Annotated in this window: 14 protein-coding genes; 10 read left to right on the plus strand and 4 right to left on the minus strand. The window is 32.9% G+C overall.

Annotation, left to right across the window (positions count from 1 at the left end):
- From ACSV4D_RS11060 to ACSV4D_RS11085, 6 genes are all read left to right on the plus strand, one after another.
- The gene (locus ACSV4D_RS11060) at positions 1 to 3066 is read left to right on the plus strand and encodes an HsdM family class I SAM-dependent methyltransferase (RefSeq protein WP_439228327.1); all 3066 of its coding nucleotides are present in this window, start codon (positions 1 to 3) and stop codon (positions 3064 to 3066) included.
- On the plus strand, positions 3063 to 3728 hold the full coding sequence (locus ACSV4D_RS11065; protein WP_439228328.1) for a hypothetical protein: 666 nt from the start codon (positions 3063 to 3065) through the stop codon (positions 3726 to 3728). The genes ACSV4D_RS11060 and ACSV4D_RS11065 overlap by 4 nt, the downstream gene beginning before the upstream one ends.
- A complete protein-coding gene (locus tag ACSV4D_RS11070) occupies positions 3725 to 6391 on the plus strand; it encodes a DEAD/DEAH box helicase family protein (protein ID WP_439228329.1) in 2667 nt (888 codons plus the stop codon). Before ACSV4D_RS11065 ends, ACSV4D_RS11070 begins: the two co-directional genes overlap by 4 nt.
- A 413-nt stretch (positions 6392 to 6804) precedes the next feature.
- A complete protein-coding gene (locus tag ACSV4D_RS11075; RefSeq protein WP_439228330.1) occupies positions 6805 to 7260 on the plus strand; it encodes a helix-turn-helix transcriptional regulator in 456 nt (151 codons plus the stop codon).
- Positions 7261 to 7665: 405 nt separating this feature from the next.
- Positions 7666 to 7977, plus strand: a complete 312-nt coding sequence (locus tag ACSV4D_RS11080) for a type II toxin-antitoxin system HigB family toxin (RefSeq protein WP_439228331.1) — start codon at positions 7666 to 7668, stop codon at positions 7975 to 7977.
- A gap of 17 nt (positions 7978 to 7994) precedes the next feature.
- On the plus strand, positions 7995 to 8351 hold the full coding sequence (locus ACSV4D_RS11085; RefSeq protein WP_373406594.1) for a helix-turn-helix domain-containing protein: 357 nt from the start codon (positions 7995 to 7997) through the stop codon (positions 8349 to 8351).
- A 222-nt stretch (positions 8352 to 8573) separates the two neighbouring features.
- On the opposite strand, the gene ACSV4D_RS11090 is transcribed toward ACSV4D_RS11085, so the two are convergent.
- Positions 8574 to 11093, minus strand: coding sequence for an ATP-binding protein (locus ACSV4D_RS11090; protein ID WP_439228332.1), 2520 nt, complete (start codon positions 11091 to 11093; stop codon positions 8574 to 8576).
- 10 nt (positions 11094 to 11103) lie between these two features.
- Positions 11104 to 11487: a response regulator gene (locus ACSV4D_RS11095; protein WP_439228333.1), complete on the minus strand. Its 384-nt coding sequence runs from the start codon at positions 11485 to 11487 to the stop codon at positions 11104 to 11106.
- Positions 11488 to 11800: 313 nt separating this feature from the next.
- On the opposite strand from ACSV4D_RS11095, the gene ACSV4D_RS11100 reads away from it, so the two are divergent.
- The gene (locus ACSV4D_RS11100; RefSeq protein ID WP_439228334.1) at positions 11801 to 12787 is read left to right on the plus strand and encodes an SDR family NAD(P)-dependent oxidoreductase; all 987 of its coding nucleotides are present in this window, start codon (positions 11801 to 11803) and stop codon (positions 12785 to 12787) included.
- 272 nt (positions 12788 to 13059) lie between these two features.
- On the plus strand, positions 13060 to 14091 hold the full coding sequence (locus ACSV4D_RS11105) for a LacI family DNA-binding transcriptional regulator (RefSeq protein WP_439228335.1): 1032 nt from the start codon (positions 13060 to 13062) through the stop codon (positions 14089 to 14091).
- 47 nt (positions 14092 to 14138) lie between these two features.
- Here ACSV4D_RS11105 and ACSV4D_RS11110 read toward each other — a convergent pair whose 3' ends face one another.
- Complete coding sequence (locus ACSV4D_RS11110) at positions 14139 to 16064, minus strand: sialate O-acetylesterase (RefSeq protein WP_439228336.1); 1926 nt, start codon at positions 16062 to 16064, stop codon at positions 14139 to 14141.
- Positions 16065 to 16082: 18 nt separating this feature from the next.
- Complete coding sequence (locus tag ACSV4D_RS11115; protein WP_439228337.1) at positions 16083 to 18323, minus strand: glycoside hydrolase family 3 C-terminal domain-containing protein; 2241 nt, start codon at positions 18321 to 18323, stop codon at positions 16083 to 16085.
- Between the two features lie 205 nt (positions 18324 to 18528).
- Here ACSV4D_RS11115 and ACSV4D_RS11120 point away from each other — a divergent pair, with 205 nt between their 5' ends.
- Both ACSV4D_RS11120 and ACSV4D_RS11125 read left to right on the plus strand, forming a co-directional pair.
- Positions 18529 to 20706, plus strand: a complete 2178-nt coding sequence (locus tag ACSV4D_RS11120) for an alpha-glucuronidase family glycosyl hydrolase (RefSeq protein ID WP_439228338.1) — start codon at positions 18529 to 18531, stop codon at positions 20704 to 20706.
- A 70-nt stretch (positions 20707 to 20776) separates the two neighbouring features.
- Entirely contained in the window at positions 20777 to 23686 is a 2910-nt protein-coding gene (locus ACSV4D_RS11125; RefSeq protein WP_439228339.1) for a glycosyl hydrolase 115 family protein, read from the plus strand.
- Positions 23687 to 23693: the final 7 nt, after the last annotated feature.

Here is a 23693-nt window from a genome sequence, read left to right on the forward strand (position 1 = left end):
ATGAATTTACAAAAACTGTTTTCAGATTTAGAAATCAACAAAAAAGACTCTTTAATTAAATTGTCAGACAAGGACTGGAAAATGAAGGTTGCTTTTCCAAGTCGTGTTGTTCGATTGTTGGAAGATTCTAAAAAATGGTCACCTAAGGCTATCTTCTGTTTTGACAATAAACCACTCATTTTATTCTTCGAAAATCCAATAAACAAAGAAGAACTACATAAGACAGTTTGGAATTTCAATGAGACTCCAATTATTATTGTATCAGAAAATGATAATATTACTGTATATAATGGTTTTGCAATAGATGAAAATACTAAATTACTCCAAAAACTAGGGGGTGATGAAATATTAAATGATTTAAATTATTTTAAACTAGTTACAGGTAAAACCTTTGAAAAATATTATAACGAATTCAATTATTTACACCGAGTAGATTATCGTTTGTTAAAGAACATTGAAGACACACAGGATGAACTTCTGAATAAATACAATTGTAGTAGAAAAACTGCCAATGCATTACTTGGTAAAATCATTTTTATCCGTTATCTGATTGACCGAAAAGTAAAATTAAATTTAGATGGGACATCAAGAGTCTGGACAAATGAAGAGTTCTGTCAATTACTACTGAATAGAGAATATCTTTATCTTTGTTTTAATCGCTTGCAAAATAAAGATACAGGGTTTAATGGTGAACTCTTCCCTATAGATAAGGATTCTTTTGATGCTCTTCCCGATGGGGCATTTAAACTTATAAAACGATTATTAGAAGGTGAAGATGTAAAAACAGGTCAGCAGTCTCTTTTTCAGTTATATGATTTTTCTATATTACCCATTGAGTTTATCAGTAATGTATATGAACGATTTATAGGAAAAGAGAATCAAGCAGAAGCGGGCGCCTATTATACACCAACTTTCCTAGTCGATTATATTATAAGTCAAAGCGTCACAAAAAAACTCAATACAAGTAACAATGATGTTTCGTGCAAAGTACTAGACCCTGCCTGTGGTTCTGGGATTTTTCTTGTGGAAACTTTACGAAAAATCATAGAAAAACATATTGCCTTAAATGGTATTTCTGATAATAAAGGTACTTTTAAAGAAACGATTAAAGATTTAGCTCGTGAAAATATTTTTGGTATTGACAAGGACGAAAGTGCTATTCAGGTAGCAATATTTTCTATTTACTTGATTTTATTAGATTACCAAGAGCCTCCTGAAATTGAAACGTTTAAATTTCCTCCTCTTTTAAACACTAATTTTTTTGTAGCTGATTATTTTGATCAAACAAGTACTTATAATAAAATATTTTCTAATAAAAATTTCGATTTTATTTTTGGAAATCCACCTTGGGCTGGAGGGAAAAAAGGATTAGACAGTATTGGTAAAGGATACATTAAACAAAGATATAAAAGAGAAAAGGGGCAAGATAAAAAAAATGAAATAGGAATAAACAATAATGAAATAGCAGAAGGTTTCCTGTTAAGAACAAGTGATTTTTGTTCACCTAATACAAAAATAGCATTTATTATAAAAAGTTCAATACTTTACAATCTGGGATATACCGAGGAAAGTCCATTTAGACCATATTGGTTACAAGAGTTCTATATCGACCAGGTTCTTGAACTTGCACCTGTACGCAAAGAAGTATTTGACCGATCCAGCGATCCAGCGACTGCACCAGCAGTAATTGTCTTTTATAGACATTCAAACGGAGAAAGTACAGACAATAATCTAATTGAACATATTACTTTAAAGCCAAGTAAATTTTTCTCTCTTTTTAAGATTTTTACGATTAACAGAAGTGATTATAAAAAAGTACAACAATATAAATTGAAAATAGACGATTGGCTTTGGAAAACACTTGTGTATGGCTCATATCTTGATTTTAATTTTTTAAGCCGAATAAAAGGTAGTTTTCCCTCTATAAAGAAAATAATTTCAGACGAGACAAAGTTTGTAGAGGGTACTGGAATTCAGTATAGTAGTAAGCCTACTTACAATTCAGAGCATTTAATAGGCAAATCATTTCTTGATGCCTATGGTGTTGAATCGTTTTTTATTGATGAAGATAAAATTTCAGACTTTGATAAACCTATGGTTCACAGGCTTAGAACTGATAAGCCAAAGATTTTTAAAGCACCAATGTTACTAATGCGAATGGGGTTGGACATGAATAACCTAATAGTAAAGTCGGCTATTTCAAAACAGGATTTACTTTTTAAAAATAGTCTTACTTCAATATCTCCATTAGACAATAATAATATTAACAGCATATATAATATACAAGCTATTTTATCCTCGTATATATTATCCTATTTTGCGATTTACTCATTCGCATTTATAGGAATTGAAAGAGAGCAAACTCAAAATTACGATAAATATAGTTTGCCGTATCTTGATTTGGATGTTCGAGATGATATAGAACAGATTGAAAAACTTAAACTTGAATTACATAACAAGACAAGAAATGAGACATTAAATACTCTGGAATTGGATGTTTTAAACCAACGAGTTGAAGATAAGCTCATTAATATTAACAATAAAGTATTAAAAAAATTAGAATTATCGGACAGCGAATATGCTTTGATTGACTACGCATTATCAATAAACAAAACAATAATTAGCGGGAAAATTTACGAAAAAACAAAATTGTTTGAACCGATTAAATTGCATGATGAATTTTTGGAAGATTACGCCCAACTATACATCAAACGCTTTGCCCAAAATGTAAGTAAAGATGATAAGAAATTTATAGTTAAGATATGGCATACTAAGCAAATCATTGGAATGTTCTTTAAAATAGTTTATGTTAATGAATATGAAAAGGATATTAAATGGAAAGATAAGCAAGATGATGTATCTGGTATAATGTCATTTTTAACAAAAGTTAGTTCTGAAAAAGTCACAGATAAACTCTTTGTACAGAAAGATATAAGAGGATTTGAAAAAGACTATTTCTATATTTTTAAACCGAATGAAAAGCGACTTTGGCACAAAGCCATTGGTTATTTAGATGTAAATGAATTTGCTGATGCCATTCTTAAAGCAGGGAGGAAAGGTATATGATATTTACAGAACTAAATGCCTCTGGTTATGAATATAATGGTGTTTTCTATAATGCTGAATTTGAAGATATACTTTCAAAAATCATTATTTGCTATAATTTAATGATTGCTGACAATGTATCGCTAACGAATGATGAAAATGCTATTAGAGATGTACTATTGATAAATTACCTCAAAGACAATTCAATCAGAAAAAAAATTCAACTAACTGACTACCTGTTTGACAGAGAAGTTCCAGAAGATAGAAGTATAGGTAGAACTGATTTAAAAATTCAGACACTAAATACTTTTCAGGATACAAGTGCATATTATATTATTGAATGTAAAAGACTTAATGCTACAAATCTTAGTGGTACAACTGGTTTAAATGCAAAATATATCAAAGATGGAATGTATAGATTTGCTTCAACAACTTATTCAACTCACTATAAAACAAATGGGATGATTGGTTTTGTGGTAGAACCAATAGATATTAGTGCTAATGTGACGTCAATAAATAATCTATTAGCAAATAATTTTTCAGAAGCAAATACAACACAAGACTTGCAATACAGAGAAATTGTTACAAATTTTGGCTTCTCTTACTGTTCCTGTCACAATGTGTCAGAAGATAGCGTGGTTCTTTATCACTTAATGTTTGATTTTTCAAAAAATATTCAATGAAACTAACGTTTGAGTCCAATCTCCAATACCAGCAAGATGCTATAAAATCTATTACAGATTTGTTTGAAGGGCAACCTTTAGAAGATTCTATTTTAGAATTTGATTTAAAGGAGAAACAAAGATCCTTTATTCAAGGTATTAGCAACAACTTAATTTTATCAGAGGAGCAAATCCTTGCCAATCTGCAAAGCATACAAACTAACAACGAAATTAAAGTTTCAGATAAGTTGGATGGTATGCATTTTTCCGTAGAAATGGAAACAGGGACAGGTAAAACGTATGTCTATTTGCGTTCTATTTATGAACTAAATAAATTATATGGTTTCAAAAAATTTGTGATTGTAGTGCCTTCAGTGGCTATTCGCGAAGGTGTTTTGAAAAATCTGGAAATTACTCACGAACATTTTCAAACTCTTTACGACAATGTTCCTGTTAATTTTCAGGTTTATGATAGCTCAAAGCCATCAACACTAAGAGGGTTTACAACTAACAATAACATAGAAGTTTTGGTGATCAATATTGATTCATTTGCCAAAGACGAGAATGTTATTAACAAACCTAACGATAAACTAAACGGGCAAAAACCACTTGAGTTTATTCAGGCTACATTTCCAATTGTAATTGTTGACGAGCCACAAAATATGGAAACAGAAAAGCGTAGAACAGCTATTGAAAACTTAAAAGCACTATGTACGCTTCGATATTCTGCAACCCATAAAAACCAATACAACCTCACTTATAATTTAAACCCTGTAAAGGCTTATGATTTAGGGTTGGTTAAACAGATTGAGGTTGACTCAATCATTGAAGAAAACGCCTATAATGATGCTTTTATTTCTGTGGAATCTATAACCGCTACTAAGACAAAAGTAACTGCGAAAGTTGCCATAAACAGTAATGAGAATAATGGAGTAAGGAAGAAAACAATTACTGTAAAAGTAGGTGATGATTTATATAAACTTTCTAATGAAAGAGAAATTTACGTTGATGGTTATATTATTGAAGAAATTGATGCTGTAAACCAATGTATTTCGATTTCCAACGGAAACTTATTGTATAAAGGCGATAGTCAAGGCGATTTAACGGACGAGGTAATGAAGTTCCAGATCCGTAAAACAATTGAAGAACATTTAAAGAAAGAAAAACGTCTGAACAAATTAGGTATTAAAGTTTTGTCACTTTTCTTTATTGATAAGGTTGCAAATTATCGCAGTTATGATTCGGCTGGAAATCATGTAAAAGGAAAGTTTGCCGAATGGTTTGAAGAAATTTATCAGGAATACATTTCAAAACCAGCTTTCAAGGAGTTAGATAAATTTCCTTTTGATAAAACTCACAATGGTTATTTTTCCAAAGACAAAAAAGGAAACTGGAAAGATACTTTGGACAACGAAAAATCTCAAAATAGCGAAGATGCAAATGAAACATATCGTTGGATTATGAAGGAAAAGGAAATCCTATTGGATATTAATAATCCATTGCGTTTCATTTTTTCACATTCTGCACTTCGTGAAGGTTGGGACAATCCGAATGTATTTCAGATTTGTACCCTAAACGAAACTAAGTCAGAAATTAAAAAGCGTCAGGAAATTGGAAGGGGTTTGCGTTTGGCGGTTGACCAAACAGGAAAAAGAACCTACGACCAAAACATAAACCGTTTGACGATTATTGCCAATGAATCTTATGACGATTTTGCCAAAGCATTGCAAAAAGAAATTGAAGAGGATTGCGGTGTTGCATTTACAGGTAGAATAAAAAATAAGCAAACACGTACTGCTATCAAATATCGAAAAGGATTTGAAGCCGACCCTAAATTCTTGGAAATTTGGGGAAAACTGAAAAAGAGAACTACTTATAGAGTAGATTACAAAACTGACGATTTAATTACTTTGACTGCAAAAGCGATAAGAGATTTACCTGAAATAAAATCGCCTTCCATTCGTTCCACAAAAATTGGAATTACAATGACAGATGAAGGTATAGGTACAAATTATGTTGGAGAGAAAGTAGAATCATATGGTGGTTACGCATGGAAAATTCCTGATGTGTTGGGCTATATTCAAAGTAAAACAGAATTGACCCGTTCCACTATTGAAGAAATATTGAGTAAATCAGGTAGAATTGTGGATATAACTATAAATCCTCAACTGTTTTTAGACTTGGCTATACAAGCCATAAAACGAACTTTATATGATTTAATGATTGACGGAATTAAATATCAAAAAATAGGAGGCAAAGAGTATGAAATGGCTTTGTTTGAAGCTCAGGACTTGGAAGTGTATTTGAATGACTTTTCATTTAAAGTTTCCGATTCTTCCAAAACCATTTATGAAGAATTTGTACCTTTAGATTCAGGTGTTGAAAGTAAATTTGCTAAAGATTGCGAAACCAGTGAGCAAATAAAATTCTATTTCAAATTACCAAATTGGTTTAAAATACCGACACCAATAGGAAATTATAATCCCGATTGGGCATTGATATTTGAAGATGAGCAAAAAATTTATTTTGTAGCTGAAACAAAAGATACAGGAACAGCACAAGTTGACTTATTAAAACTAAGTGGGGATGAACAAATGAAAATTAAATGCGGAAAAGCACATTTTGAGGAATTTGAGGATTTGGAATATAAGGTAGTAAATAAAGTGGGGCAATTAATACACTAAGTTAATACACAGATTATGTTTAATATTAAGTCGGATAAAGTAAGTCTTTTACTTAAGATTTTTTTTCTTTAAGATATAGGGTATGATATGAAAAAAGTCGAATTTAAAATGCGGTGATCAAACAACTTAATTGCTGCATTTTTTGCGGAGAATAATTCATTAAATATAGATTGGAATTTAGATAAATAAACAATTTTCAATCCTGAAAAAACCTTATTTGTCCAATTTATATATGAATAAGCAGATTTTACTCTACTTATTTTGCTGTTTTAACATAAAATAAGTATTAAGAATATTCAAACTTCCATCAAAATCCCAGCACTTTTTCCGTGTACTAATATGATTGCTCTTCTCATGATAATTTAGTTAGAGCTTTAAAAAAAAATATAAACAAAATTGTTTATATTTGTATTATGAATACATTAATAGAAAAATACAAAGGTATCCACCCTGGAATAATATTGGAACGCTTACTTAAGAAAAAAGCGATTTCACAGCGTCCTTTTGCCCTTTCTATTGGTGAACATCCGCAAACATTAAATGCAATTACTAAAGGCAAAAGGAAACTCAATATAGCGCTGGCTTTGAAAATTGAAGAAAAATTAAGTTTAGAAGAAGGATCTCTTGCACTTTTACAAACTTATTTTGATATCAACGACGAAAAAAGCAAAACAAAGCAAAATACTCCAGATCTAACTCTTTTAAGAAAATCTTTATTTTGGGATACAGACATTTCTAAAATTGATTGGCAAAAACAAAGTATAGCCGTTATTAAACGGGTATTTGAGCGTGGTAATGCTATTGAAATAGAAGAAATTAAACGTTTCTATAAAAGCGATCAAATAAAAAAAGTACTTGATCAAACGTAAATATTGGGAATTTATCAAAGAAAATTTTGAAGAAATTATTAATGAGTTTAAAAAACATAATTTCTTTTTGACACCTTTAATATAATTTTTCTATTAAAAAATGCTTTTACAATAAAAATGCAACAATGTGTAAAGTAGATTTATAAAGCTAATTCTAGTTAATATGAAATAGCGGTCATTTTTATTGTAAACAAGTATTATCCATGTATTTTTAATGATTTGTGGACGTTTATAATGAAACAAATAATAAATAAAATATTCTTACTACCTAATACCTATTGATTCTAAAATATTTTTTGTCACAAATTTTTCACTGTATTTGTGACAAAAAAATTTAATTATGACTTACTGCTAATATAATATTAAAATGTTTTCAATTTGAAAACATTTTAATACCTTTGACAAATGAATATAATCAGTAGGAACACAATAATTTATTATACCCAAAAATACCCGATTGCAAAAAATCAATTATTGATGTGGTATAATGAAATTTCCAAAAGAGACTTTGACAATTTTAATGAACTCAAGGAAGTTTACGGAAACGCTAGTTTGGTAAACAATCAAAGAGTCGTTTTTAATATCAAAGGAAATGATTTTAGACTAGTTGTTTCATTCAACTTTAGACGAAAAACCTGTTATTCAATTTGGTTTGGCACACACAAAGAATATGATAAAATTGATGTTGAAACTATTGAATTTGACGAAAAATTATAATACTTAAAAATGAAAAAATGAACTGGAAAGTAATAAAAACCGAAGCAGAACATAAAATAGCCGTAAAGCGTGCAATGGAAATATTTCACGCAGAACCCAACACTCCCGAAGATGACGAATTAGGTGTTTTACTTATTTTGATAAAAGATTTTGAAGATAAAAATTATCCTATGCCCGAACTCGATGCTTTGGAAGTTATCAAAATAAAAATGCAAGAAATGGGAATGAAGAATAAAGATTTAGAACCAATTATTGGGAGTAAAGGACACGTATCAGCAATACTATCTGGCAAGCGTGAAATCACCCTAAAGATGGCTCAAAAGCTCAAAAACTTTTTTGGTATTCCAGCAGAAGTCTTTTTACATGGTGCGTAAAAACAGTTTTATGCTTATTCAAATTTCACTTATAAAATAAATATCGTTATTTTTAATAACAATAACTACTCTCATTTTAACTAAAACGGTACTCCTTTTGTACACCCCTACCCTTATAAACCGTTTAAAAATAAGGATTATTACTTATTGTATCGGGAAGTAGACGAAATCAAAATATTATGATACTAAACGATCTAATTTTGAAATGTGTCCAGTCGGTTTTCAGTATTTGGGAAACAAAATATGAAAAGTAGCACCTCCGTCTTCACTGGAACTTGCCGAAATATGTCCTTTATGAGTCTGTACAATTTTGCGACAAATGGATAATCCGATACCGGTACCTTCATAATCCATCTTATTATGGAGTCGTTGGAAAATCTTAAAAATTCTGTCTGCATAATCCTGATCAAAACCAATACCATTGTCTTTAAACTGCAAATGATAGTATTCTTTATGAGTAAGTTCAGGATATTTTTCGATTATCTTTTTTCCGGCTACAACTGCTGAAATTTGTATAATCGGTGTGATATCCGGTTTGGCAAATTTCAAGGAATTGGACAGTAAGTTACTAAAAAGTTGTACCAGCTGTGATGGAATCCCTTCAATTACTGGCAAATTTTTAGTTTTAATTATAGCCCCTTTACTAGCTATGGATAGTTCGAAGTCGGTTTTTATCGTTTCTATAATTGAGTTAAGATTTACTTCGACAAAAGCATCGTTATTCTCTGATACCTTGGAATAAGCCAGTACATCACGTATTAATTGGGTCATGCGGTTGGTAGAATTCAGTATCTTTTTAAAATAGCCTTCTGATTTTTCGCTTATATCGCCCAGACTATGGTGCAGCATTTCAAGAAAAGTACTGATTTTACGAACAGGTTCCTGCAAATCATGAGAAGCTATATAGGCAAACTGCTCCAGTTCAGCATTCGAACGCATTAAGCTATAATTCATTTCTGCCAGTTCTTTTGTGCGTTCTTCCACTGCCAGTTCAATTTTTCTGCGTGTCTCAACCTGATGTGTGACCTCAACAACTAAAATAATAACCTTAATGGTAATTCCTTCTTTATTTTTAAGCGGTATATAATCAAAAGTCAGGTAAATATTTTCTTCTATTCCGTCGCGAATAAGAAGCATTTCATGTTCTTCTGTTGAATATTTTTCTCCTGTCTGAAACACTTTATCGAGTTCGGGCTTAAAAGTAGCCTCTACTTCCTTTAAGACTTCCCAATAAGGTTTAGTAGCATACTGCTCTCTTGTTTTTCCTGATATTAACAAAAAGCGGTCATTTATTTCCTCTGCCCATACTGGATCACCGCTCACCACACATATTCCTATGGGTGCAGCTGTAATTAAATCCCTAAGTTCTTTCTCTTTTGCTTCAATGATGCGTCTGGATTCTACCTGCCTGCTAACTTCAGTTGCCGTAACTATTATACCGTAAATAGCGTCTGATAGTGAAAGTGCTTTGTAAGCATAATTATAGTATCCGGTATAAGGTACGCCAGAACGTAATATTGTAATCTCTTCTTCAAGCTGATAAAAGGTTTCGCCACTGTTGTATACTTTTTCTAAACGATTTTTATGCTCTGTTGACATTAGTTCCGGTATTGCTGTGTAAAACGGCAAACCAACAACCGAACGATCCCGACCAAGAATTTCAAGCATATACTCATTAATTCTGTCAATTTTCATTTCAGGGCCTAGAAGCACTAATTTAGCTACCGGAGAATTTTCAAATATATCTCTTGAAAATAATTCAGCTTCTTCCAGTTTCTGCTTGGCTATTTTCTGTTCAGCTGCTTCTAATTCCAGTTGCTGCTTAATATTAGTTTGTTCTGTGATATCTTCAAGAGTACCATTAAATGCATAAGGCAGCTTTTCAGCATTAAATATTGCTTTCCCTTTCGCTTTTACAATAATTTCCTTCCCGCTTACCGGATTTTCAATGGTATATTCAATATCATAATTTCCACCGGATTCATAAGATAACGCATATGATATGGCATCACTGACTCTTTTTCTGTCTTTTTCAGCAATAACCTGTATGCCTGAAGACAATTGTATTTCATCATCAGATTGTAACCCAAACCATTCCTTTAGTCTGGAATTACCTCTGAATTTATTCGTCACTGGATCCAGTTCCCAGGTTCCTAATTCTGCTGCATCAATAGCAAATTGTAACTGGTCTCTGCTTTGCTGAAGAAGATTTTCATTTTGCCGAAGCTTTTCATTAGCAGCAGAAATGATATTAAATGTGGTCATTTTTTCTGTAGTTTCCATACAGGTTACAATCACCCCTCTTATTTCGCCAAGGTCTCCATAAGCGGGACTGTAAGTGAATGTCCAGTACACATCTTCGAGCGAACCATTTCTGTAAATAGGCACTAACATATCCTCATATTTAAAGGATTCTCCCGTAGCTTTTACTTTTTCTATAAGAGGTCCTATAAATTCCCAGGTTTCGGTCCAGGATTCCTTTCCTTTTTTTCCAATCATAGGATGCTTCCCTGCCTGACCCAGACTTGGTCTGTAAGCATCATTATAAAAGCAAAAATGATCTTCATCCCAAAACAAAAACATGGGAAAGGCTGAATGAACAATGGTAGCCAAAGTAATATGCAGACTCAAAGGCCACTTATCCGGGCTTCCTAAAGCAGAATTTTCCCAGTCAAAATCGCGTATCAATGCTCCCATTTCTCCTCCTCCACTGAGAAAGTCTTCATATTTTTTTTTACCCAAGACCAGTTATTTAATTAGTGAATAATGATGAAAGAATTTTTACCAGGTCGTTAAAACTATTAGGCTTGGTTATAAAATCAGCAGCTCCTAATTCCTTAGTATTTGCAATAGTTTCCGGACTTGCCGAAGTTGAAAATATGATTACCGGCACCGACTGGAATTGCTCAACTTTTTTAAGCCTGGAAACAAATTCCTGTCCGTTCATAATAGGCATATTTAAATCTACAAATATAACATCAGGTTGTAGTTCACTAGTCAGTAATTTTTCTAAAGCAGCACTTGCGTCTGTCATAGCTGTACATATCATCTCAGCTGATACAATTTCGATGGCACTGATAAATATTTCCTGATCATCAGTATCATCATCAATCAAAAGTAAGTTTCTAAATTCCATTTTATAAAAATATAAAAAAACAGTAAATCTAAGCTATAAGCATATAATTATTTAATAACTGAATGATTTTTTATACTGTTTTTAATAAAATTTATTTTTTAGGTCTCTGTGGAAATTAAAAAATAACGATTTTAAACTACGCCATTAGCAAACTTTTTAAAATAACTAAGTTCATCATCGAAGATTTAGTTTATTTATTTTTTACTTCTTTTTAAATAAAGACGATTGTTTATAATTAAAGTTTTCTTAAATGGATACACACCAAAAAATATTTTAGTAATTTAATACATCTAAACTATAAACAGTTAATATTATGGAAGATATAAAAAACACAAATAACAGTCTCAAAGGAAAAAACGTTGTCATTACAGGTGCCAGTAGTGGTGTTGGTCGTGCAGCTGCAGAAGCTTTTGCCGCTCAGGGATGCAATATAGTAGCAGTAGCAAGAGGTAAAAAAGGAATAGATGATGTAGTAGCATACTGTCAAACATTAAATGTTCTTGCGGTGGGTGTATATGCTGATATGTCTGTTGCCAAGGATGTTGAAAAAGTAGTTGAAGAAGCGCTTTCAATGGGTGGAAAAATTGACATATGGGTAAATAATGCCGGCGTAATGGCAAGTGGAAAATTTGAAGAAATCCCCTTGGAAATTCACCAACAGCTCATTAAAACTAATTTGTTTGGCTATATGCACGGAGCTTATAATGCACTCAAAATATTTAAAAAGCAAAACGAAGGCATTTTAATTAATAATGTATCCATTGGAGGATTTATGCCTGCGCCATACAGTGCTGTGTATTCCGCTACTAAATATGGAATCAGAGGAATGATGGAATGCCTGCAAGGAGAAATATCAAACCGAAAGCATATCCATATCTGTAATCTGTATCCGCAGTTACAAAACTCTACCGGTAATTTACATTCAGCCAAATATTCCGGTTTTGATATCTCCATCCCTTTTATTGCTTCAGACCCACGTGATACCGCAGCTGCAATGGTAGATTTAGCAAAACATCCCAAAAAAGACAGTTTTCCTGATTTAAAAGCCGCCGCTCTGACAAAGACTTATAAATTATTTCCAAAACTTATTATGAATTCAGCATCTGCAGCACTGCGAATGAAAATGAAACTGAATAAAAACAAAGAAAATGACCCCGGAAATATAATAAAAAATTCTAAAGAGCCTTTACAGGTGTACGGAAATCCGCCGTCAAAAACAACTCATAAACTCGGTCTGGCTTTATTTACAGGAATTGGTATTGGTGTTGCCTTACTGTTAATGGGCAGAAAGACCAGTTAGAACAAATACGTAATGAAGCAATCATAACCCAAAGGTTTCCGCATTGTAAAATATTACCGGAAGCAACCTTGCTATTGCTGATTTTTTGTTCTGCCACTGTTTTTGTTAAATTTACCATAACAATTTTTGTTAGCTTTTTTGCTCAATTAAACTTTATTCCTAATTTAGGCAACAGATTGAAAATGAGTTTATATTTTGTTATTACAACTAAACTATAAGCATTACAACTAAACTTTAAAATATGTACATTTGCAATTCATACACTAATTTTTATGGAAGAAAATAAAGACATTACTATCTACGATATAGCAAGCAAGTTAAATTTAGCAACATCCACTATATCGAGAGCCTTAAAAGACCACCATTCAATTAGTGAAAAAACTATAAAAAAAGTAAAAAAAACTGCTGAAGAAATGGGATATGTTCCTAATACTTTAGCAGCAGGATTACGCGGTAACAAAACAAAAACAATAGGCGTATTAATTCCTACTGTAACACAACCTTTCTTATCTTCGTTAATTAGTGGTATAGAAATAACCGCACAAAAGTCAGGTTATAATGTTATTATTATGCAATCCAATGACTCCTATGAGGCAGAAGTCAGTATGGCAAAATCATTATACGGGAGCAGAGTTAGTGGTGTAATTTGTTCATTAGCAATGAAAACAACTGACACTTCTCATTTTCAACAATTTGTAAGCAATAATATACCTTTAGTCTTTGTGGACAGGGTTCCAAAAGAATTTAATACATTTAGGGTAATCATTGACAATTATGCTGCAGGTTTTAAAGCTACAGAACATCTTATAGAGCAAGGATGCACCCGAATTGGGCATCTCACGGCAGGATCTAAATTTGGAAATTTATATACCGAAAGAATGCGGGGTTATTTAGACGCACTTAAAAAACATAATTTATCTGCAAGTAAAGAACTCATTGTAGACCTTCAGACGGTTACCTACACCGAAGGTGTAAAAGCAAGTAATAAACTACTGAGCTTAAAAACTCCCCCTGACGGAATTTTTGCTTCAGGAGATATTATGGCGGTAAGTGCTATACAAAGTGCCAAGAAAAAAGGAATGAGAGTTCCGGAAGATATTGCAATTATTGGTTTCAATAATGATCCTATTTCAGAAATTATTGATCCTAATTTGTCTACAATTACACATCCCGCAGCTAAAATGGGACAAATTTCGGCCGAAATTATTTTAAAAAATATAAAATCTCCTAAGAAAGAAGACGTTAAAGAAATTACTTTTTTAAATACCGAAGTACTAATAAGAGAATCTTCTAAAAGAAAATAATTGAAAAAAAACTCATTGACAAATTAGATTATCAATGAGTTTTTTATTTACTTTTTTACTTCAAAAGGAGTCGAAGGTAAACCATCTTTAGAATATAAGTTAGCTTCATCCGGATTATTATCCCAAGCATATCGTACCACAGTTGGATTGCTTATTTTATCATTCCAAACTTCCACTTTATCTCCAATTATCTTAGCATTTGCCCAAACAAAGTGTTTACCATCATTGGAAATCGCAAAAGACTTTAATTCAGTTCCATTTTTAGCAATCAATCCACTGCCAATATTTTTAAAAGTAATAATCACTTTATCTTTTTCAAACACAGATTGAAAGGGCATCGGACTTTCGGCATTCAATTTCTTTTCACCATAGACAATTTTACGAGCCAATAATGCCAAACGATTTCCAACGTCTTCTTTGTTTAATGGATGAATATCATTCCATTCGCCCAAATCGATAGCAACAGCCATAGCCGTATTAGGAACACTTAAAGATTCAAGCTGTGCTTGTCTTAAAACTGCCCAGTTGCTTTCTCTTGGTTCTGCATAGGTTTCCATATAATTAGGTAATTGTACATATAGAAAAGGAAAATCTCCCTGCCTCCATTTTGTTCTCCAATCCTGAATTAAAGCAGGCAATGCTTTAGCATACATTTTTGGATTTCCCGCATTTGATTCTCCTTGGTACCACAACACTCCTTTAATTTTTAAATTAGTCAAAGGTGCTATCATCGCATTAAACAATCCCTCGGGTTTCCAACGAATAAATGTTGGCCCTTGCAAAGGTTTCATTGTAGCTCCTAATTTATATTTCCAAGTCCCTTTTAAATCAATGGTATCATTACCTACAGCCAGAAAATAAGGCTTGTCTTCTACAAAACCACCTCTGCCTGAATTATTGATTACTCTAATCGAAATAGTATTTTTTCCTTCTTTCAATACATCAGCATTGACATCATATCTTCGAGGAGGATATTGATAACTTGTTGTTCCAATTAATTGATCATTTACATAAACAAAATCCTGATCTACTATACGTCCCATGAATAATTTAGCTGGCTTACCAACCATAGCTTTTGGAACCTCAATTTCTTTGCGAAACCAGACTACTCCATTTACATTTCCTAATGAAGAATCAGCCCAATAGGCTGGTATTTGCATTTGATTCCAATCTTTATCATAGGTTCCCGCTAAATCCCAATGATTTTCCAAACCTAAATCGGTTTTATTCAATAAATCATACCAGTCATCATTTCTTTTTTTGTCACCAGCTTCAATTTCTTTGATTAACTCTTTATTTTTAAATCTTTGACTTTCCTGATACGCTTCCGGAAAAGCCTTTAAGGCATCTTCACTCAACCAGGATTCTATAGGAGAACCACCTAAAGCTGAATTAATCAAACCAATAGGAATTTGCTCTTTTTCATATATTGCTTTAGCAAAAAAATAAGCAACTCCAGAAAATTCAAGCACCGTTTTTGGATCTGCCGAAACCCAATTCCCCGCATCTAAATCGGTTTGTTCTTTGTTAAAATCATATTTATCAGGTACTAAGAATTGTCTAATATTAGAATTTTTAGCATTCTTAATTACGGCACCATATTTTTCTTTTAAACGCTCCATTGGCAACTCCATATTGGATTGTCCTGAACATATCCAAACATCGCCAAACAAAATATCTTTTACTTTAATTTCATTAGTTGCCTTAAAAACCATTTCATAAGGTCCACCAGCTTTTTGGGCAGGAAGTATCATGTTCCAATTCCCTTCTGCATCTGCTTTAGCAGTATATGTTTTAGCTTTAAATTCTAATTGAATGGATTCATTTGGCGCAGCCCAACCCCAAATTTTCACTTTTTCATTTCTTTGCAAAACAACACCATCACTTATCAATTTTGGTAATCTAATTTGAGCAACCAAGGAACCCACCTGCACAAAAAATAAAGCTATAAATAAATTTTTGATTGTTTTCATTGCGTTACTTTTATTAGATTACTTCACATTTACTACTAATTCAGCCATTTTTGGCGCACCCAATTCAAAACTTCTTTTCATTGGACTGGAACCTCCTACATAAATTTTAAATTCTCCTGATTCTATTGTTTTTGAACCATCCATTTTCACAATTTCAAAAGCTTTTGGTGTCAACTGAAAAGATACTTCTTTAGATTCGCCTGCCTCTAGGCTAACTCTTTTGATTGCATTCAATTGAAAATTCGGAACATCAACTGAAGCTTTTAAATCGGAGACATACAATTGTACTACTTCGTCTGATTTCACCTGACCTGTATTGGTCACTTTTACTGTTACAGTTACGTCTTCTTTTTTAGAAATTTTATTTTTAGAAATTTTAGCTCCACTATAAGTAAAATTAGTATAGCTCAACCCAAAACCAAAAGGATACATTGGGTCAACATTCATGTATTTATAGGTTCTGCCTTTCATAGAATAATCCTCAAAAGGAGGCAATTGATCTAAAGATTTTGGGAAAGTGATTGGCAATTTTCCCGAAGGGGCAACTTTTCCAAAAAGAATATCCGCTACTGCGTTTCCACCCTCTTCTCCCGGATACCAAACTAGCAAAACAGCATCGGCTAGTTCTTGCACTTCCGCTAAATTAATAGGGCTACCTCCAGTAATAATCACTACTATTGGTTTTTTATTTTCCGGCTTTTTATTAGCTGTTTTTCTTAAATCTCTAAGGTATTCTATTTGATTTTCAGGTAAATCATAATTCAATCTGTCTCCCGCTGAATTAGAATCTATAGAATCGCCTTCTTCTCCCTCCAAAGTACTTGAAACGCCTAACACAACAATGGTTACATCACTATTTCCAGCATTTCCAGTAGCATAATTAATTGGGTTTATCGAAGGTTTATTCAACATAGCACCTAATCGGTATTCTAATTTACTTTGTGGTTTTATAGCCGCAGTAATCCCTTCTAATATTGTTACCATATTAGGATTTATGCCATAATAATTCCCTAAAAGCACTTCTGTACTTGAAGCATTGGGACCAGTAACAAAATATTTTTGAAGATCATTCCTCAATGGTAAAACTCCATTATTTTTTAACAAAACCATACTTTTTTGCGCTACTTCTTTGGCTAAAGCTCTATGTTTCTGACTATCAACCACTTCATAAGGTATAGCATCATAAGGATTGCTTCCAACTTTATCAAACAAACCTAGCTTAAATCGTGTTTTTAAAAGAGTGGCCAGTTGAGCATCTATTTCTTTTTCTGTAATCAAGCCTTTGTTTATTGCTTCAGGCAATGCATCATACGAATTTCCACAGTTCAAACTAACACCACTTTTAACCACAAGAGCTGCCGCTTCAGCTTTGGTAGCAACAACTCCATGACCGCCTTTATCTTTAGCAGCATAAAAATCTGCTATTGCTCCACAATCAGTTACTACGTGTCCTTTAAAATTCCATTGTTTTCTAAGAACATCAGAAATTAAATATTTATTAGAACAACAAGGCTCTCCATTAGTACTATTGTAAGCACACATCACTGACTCTACTTGAGCCTCTTCGACTAAAGATTGAAAAGCAGGCAAATAAGTTTCCCATAAATCTTTTGGAGTAGCTTCGGCATTAAACTCATGTCTTAATTTTTCCGGACCGCTGTGTACAGCAAAATGTTTGGCGCAAGCAGCTGTTTTTAAATAATTTGGATTATCCCCTTGCAAACCTTTTACAAAAGCAGTTCCTATTTTTGAAGTCAAAAAAGGATCTTCTCCATAAGTCTCTTGCCCTCGCCCCCATCTTGGGTCTCTAAAAATATTAACATTGGGTGTCCAAAAGGTCAATCCTCCATATTGAGAATGATATCCTTTGTCATTAAACACATTATACATGGCTCTTGCTTCATCAGATATTGCTGAAGAAACCCGATACGCTAAATCACTATCAAAAGTGGCTCCTAAACCAATAGCTTGTGGAAAAATAGTAGCCACTCCTGAACGCCCTACTCCATGCAAGGCTTCATTCCAATAGTCATAAGGCAGGATATTCAAACGTTCTATTGCTGGAGTACTATTCATCATTTGACTTACTTTTTCTTCTAATGTCAATCTTGATATTAGATCCTGTACCCGCTCATCAATAGACAAAGATGTATTATAAAAAGGCATTGATTGATTTTTATTAGCTATTATTTGTCCTACGCAACAAAAATCAATAAACAACAACAATACCAAAACGAAATACCTAGAATTAACCCTCATAACTTTATCTTTTATCAGATTTTTAATGATTTTATTACGAATATAAAAAAAACACAGTAAAATTTTTTTTATATATTCTAATGTTTTACTTTTACGCAACCGATTGCAAATATACAGGAAAATAAATTAGATTTACAAAAAAAATAAAATCGTAAATTATCAAATCCAGAAAACAAAAAATTATTTCATTATAAAGTAATAGAAAATGTCTCTAAAATTTCAAATATTGGGTAATTACAAAAAAGCAGTTTTATTCCTGTTTATACTTTTGAGTTTACAGAAAATGTCTGCTCAAAAAGATTATAAATTATGGTTACAATATGATAAGGTAGAAGATGCTACAATCCTTAATAGTTATCGATCTACTATTAAAGGAGTTCATGCCTTTGGGAATTCAGAGACAGTTGCTATAGCAACAAAAGAAATCGAACAAGGTTTAAGTAACCTATTAGGACAAGAAATACATAAAATAAATAACGAAAACAGCGCAAATATAATAGTAATAGGAAAGACATCTGAACTTCCTGCTGAATTACAGCAAAACATAAAAAAAGACATCACAACCATAAACAATGAAGGTTATGTTATCAAAACTTTAAACAACAACAAACAAGTTTTAATAACTGGAAAAACGGATGTAGCTGTTTTATATGGTGTATTTCATTTTTTAAAATTATTACAAACCAATCAATCTATTAGCAATTTGGCTATTACAGATGCTCCTAAAATAAATGTTCGAATACTCAACCACTGGGATAACCTTAACGAAACTGTTGAGCGTGGTTATGCAGGTTCCTCTATCTGGAACTGGCAAAAACTTCCTGATTTTATTGATCAACGTTATATTGATTATGCGCGCGCTAATGCTTCAATAGGGATAAATGGTACCGTTTTAAATAATGTAAATGCCAATGCCCTCATATTAACGCCACAATATTTAGAAAAAGTAACTGCCTTAGCTAACACTTTTAGACCCTATGGAATAAAAGTATATTTAACAGCTCGTTTTTCGGCACCTATTGAAATAGGAAAATTAAAAACTGCCGATCCTTATGACCCTGAAGTACAAAAATGGTGGAAAGACAAGGCCGCTGAAATTTATAAATCAATTCCTGACTTTGGAGGTTTTCTTGTAAAAGCCAATTCGGAGGGACAGCCCGGACCACAAAATTATGGCAGAAATCATGTGGATGGAGCCAATATGCTTGCAGATGCCTTAGCGCCTTTTGGCGGGATTGTAATGTGGCGTGCCTTTGTATATTCTGAACACGATGCTGATGACAGAGCCAAACAAGCCTATAGCGAATTTGTTCCTTATGATGGAAAATTTAGAGATAATGTAATTGTACAGGTTAAAAATGGGGCTATCGATTTTCAACCTCGCGAACCTTTTCACCCTATGTTTGGAGCTATGCCCAAAACACCTTTAATTATGGAGTTTCAAATTACTCAGGAATATTTAGGCTTTAGTACCCATTTGGTTTTTCTTCCTAAATTATTCCAGGAAGTTTTACAATCAGATACCTACAGCAAAGGAAAAGGTTCTACAGTAGCTAAAATAATTGATGGTTCATTAGACCATCATAAACTTACCGGAATGGCTGGTGTTGCTAATATTGGCAGTGATATTAATTGGTGCGGACATCCTTTTGCGCAAGCGAATTGGTATGGATTTGGACGCTTGGCATGGAATCCTAATTTAGACTCCAAAACTATTGCAGAAGAATGGTTGCGAATGACATTTTCTAATAATGAAAAATTTGTTCAACCAGTCCAAGAAATGATGATAGATTCCAGAGAAGCCGTAGTTAATTACATGACACCACTAGGTTTACACCATATTATGGATACCGGACATCATTATGGTCCCGGACCATGGGTGAGCAATTTATCCAGACCTGAATGGAATCCTGTTTATTATCACAAAGCCGATAAAAATGGAATTGGATTCGACCGTTCTTCAACTGGAAGCAATGCAACAGCACAATACGCTCCCGAAATAGCGAAAGAATTTAACGATATAGCCAAGTGCCCGGAAAAAGATCTATTATGGTTTCATCATGTATTCTGGGAATATAAACTAAAAAATGGGACAACACTTTGGGACGGATTAGCACTAAAATATCAGGAAGGTGTAAATCAAGTGGCGCGTATGCAAAGTACTTGGGGCAAGATGAAATCTTATGTTGATGAACAACGTTTTCATGAAGTGGAAATGCTTTTAAATATTCAACACAAAGAAGCCAAATGGTGGCGTGATGCTTGCTTACTCTATTTTCAACAATTTTCAGGCAAAGAATTACCTAGTGGGGTTGAAAAACCCACACAAACCCTAGAGTATTTTGAATCACTCAAATTTCCATTTGCTCCGGGAAATAATTAATAAAAAAACAGCATTTCAGAATTGACAAAACAGGAATAGTACAAATTAGAATAAAGAATTGAAAAATAGAATGAACAACATAATCAAAAAATACAGCTTTTATACTTTATTGACAGTATTGATTTTAACTGTTCAGAACAACTATGCAATCAATCCTAATAAATATGTAACTAATTCTATTACAACAGGAAGTTTTCCTATTGTAAGCAAAGGTGAAATTGCCTCAATCTTAGTAAGTGATAATGATTTTGCGGGTGTTTTACGTGTTGCAGGACATTTAGAAAATGATCTTTATAATGTAACTGATTTACATGCTAAAAGATTAGAAAATAATAATCAGGAAACAGAAAATGTCATTATCATTGGTACATTAGGGCATAGTGCAATCATTGACCAATTAGTGAAAGACGGAAAAATAAATGCCGCTGAACTAAATGGGAAATGGGAGAAATTCAGTACTCAAATTGTAGAAAATCCAACAAAAAATATAAAAAGAGCTTTAGTAATAGTAGGTTCAGACAAAAGAGGAACCATATACGGCATGTATGATTTATCAAATCAAATTGGCGTTTCTCCCTGGTATTTTTGGGCTGATGTTCCTGTAAAAAAACAATCGGAATTACATGTTTTACCGGGGATTCATACTTTGGAAGAACCAAAAGTAAAATACCGAGGCATTTTTATCAATGACGAAGCTCCTGCACTTACCGGTTGGGTTCGTGAAAATTACGGCAAATTCAATGCTAAATTCTACGATAAAGTTTTTGAATTAATCCTAAGACTGAAAGGGAATTATTTATGGCCAGCCATGTGGAATGAAAAATTTTATGCAGATGATCCTCAAAACGGAATTTTGGCTGACGAATACGGTATTGTCATGGGAACTTCGCATCACGAACCACTAGCTAAAGCGCATGGGGAATGGAATAAAGCTATTAATGGTGAATGGGATTTTAATAAAAATCCTGAAGGCTTAAAGAAATTCTGGACGGATGGAATGCAACGAATGGGTACTAAAGAAACATTGGTTACCATAGGTATGCGCGGCGATGGAGATGAGCCTATGACCGAAGGTACAGCCATTGAACTTTTAGAAAAAATTGTAAAAACACAACGCGAAATCATAAGTAACGTAACCCAAAAACCTGCGGATAAAACCCCTCAAATTTGGGCATTATACAAAGAAGTTCAGGAATACTATGACAAAGGAATGCAAGTCCCTGAGGATGTAACCCTATTACTTTGCGATGATAACTGGGGAAATTTAAGAAAATTACCTGAATTGAATGCAAAGCCGCGTCAAGGAGGTTTTGGAATCTATTACCACTTTGATTACGTAGGTGGTCCCAGAAATTACAAATGGATTAACACCAACCAAATTGAACGTACTTGGGAACAAATGCATCTCGCTTATGAACATGGCGTAAACAAAGTTTGGATTGTAAATGTAGGCGACATCAAACCTGTTGAATTCCCAATTGAATTCTTCTTGGATTATGCTTGGAATCCAGAATATTGGAATGCCACAAATTTACAAGACTATTATATCCAATGGGCTTCAGCAAATTTTGGAAAAAAAAATGCAAACGACATTGCAACTATCTTGAAAATGTACACCAAATACAATTCAAATAGAAAACCTGAATTATTGAACGCTTCAACCTATAGTTTAGTGAATTATAACGAAGCCGAAAACGTAGTGGCAAGCTATAACGAATTGGTTCAAAAAGCACAAGCAGTAAATGCAAAACTAAGTCCTGAATATAAAGATGCTTTTTATCAATTAGTATTGTATCCTGTCTTGGCAAGTGCTAATTTAAATGAATTGTATGTGACGGCAGCAAAAAATAATTGGTATGCCAGCCAGGGAAGATCAGCTACTAATCAATATGCTGATAAAGTAAAAACATTGTTTGACAAAGATGCTGAACTTTCTAACTATTACCACAAAACAATGGCCAATGGAAAATGGAATCATATGATGTCTCAAACTCATATTGGCTACACCAATTGGCAAGAACCAAGAACTAACATTATACCAGAAACCAAAACAATTACAATTCCGGAAAAAGCGGAAATTGGAATTGCTATTGAAGGCAGTACACAATGGTGGCCTTATTCCTCCGAAGTTGCTGTTTTCCCGGAATTTAATGCGTTTTCTAACAATATTTCCTACGTTGATATTTTCAATCGAGGTTCAAAATCTTTTAATTATACTATCAGTACAAAATCTAATTGGATACAGATTTCTAAAACAAAAGGGACAATTGAGCAACAAGAACGCATAGCAATAACTATAAATTGGGAAAAAGCACCTAAGGGTGTTCAAACATCAGAAATCATAATTTCAGGAGCTGGAGAAAAAATTCCAGTTAGAATAACAACGAATAATCGTAGCAAACAAGGAATTCAAGGTTTTGTAACCAATGATGGCTATATTGTTATTAATGCAGAAAATTTCTCAGACAAATCAGAGCCTGAAGATTTCAAATGGGAAGTGGTAGAAAATTTAGGCAAAAGTACCGCAGGAGTTATATCCTTACCTATCCAAAAAGGACGCGTAGCATTGACTGAAAATTCACCTAAACTTTCCTATAATGTGAATTTTCAAAAGGCTGGAAAAGTTAAAGTACATCTTTATTTTTCTCCAACCATAAACTATTCTACAAGAGAAGGATTTTACTATGGATTATCTTTTGACAACGAAAAACCTAGTCAAATAAATTATGCCTCAGAGCCTAATATTTTTGATTATAACGGAAAAGTCCCTAAATTTTGGGATAAAAATGTTTCGGATAACATAAAAGTGATTACCACCGAATTTGATATACAAGAAGGCAATCATATTCTAAATTATTTTAGAATTGACGAAGGCTTGGTACTTCAAAAAATCATTATAGAAACGGAAGAAAGTAATTTAAAACAAAGCTATTTAGGACCACCTCAAAGTTTGAACATAAAAAATAATTCAAAATATTAAATTTTAA

This window comes from Flavobacterium sp. ARAG 55.4 (assembly GCF_051846875.1).
Taxonomy (GTDB): domain Bacteria; phylum Bacteroidota; class Bacteroidia; order Flavobacteriales; family Flavobacteriaceae; genus Flavobacterium; species Flavobacterium plantiphilum.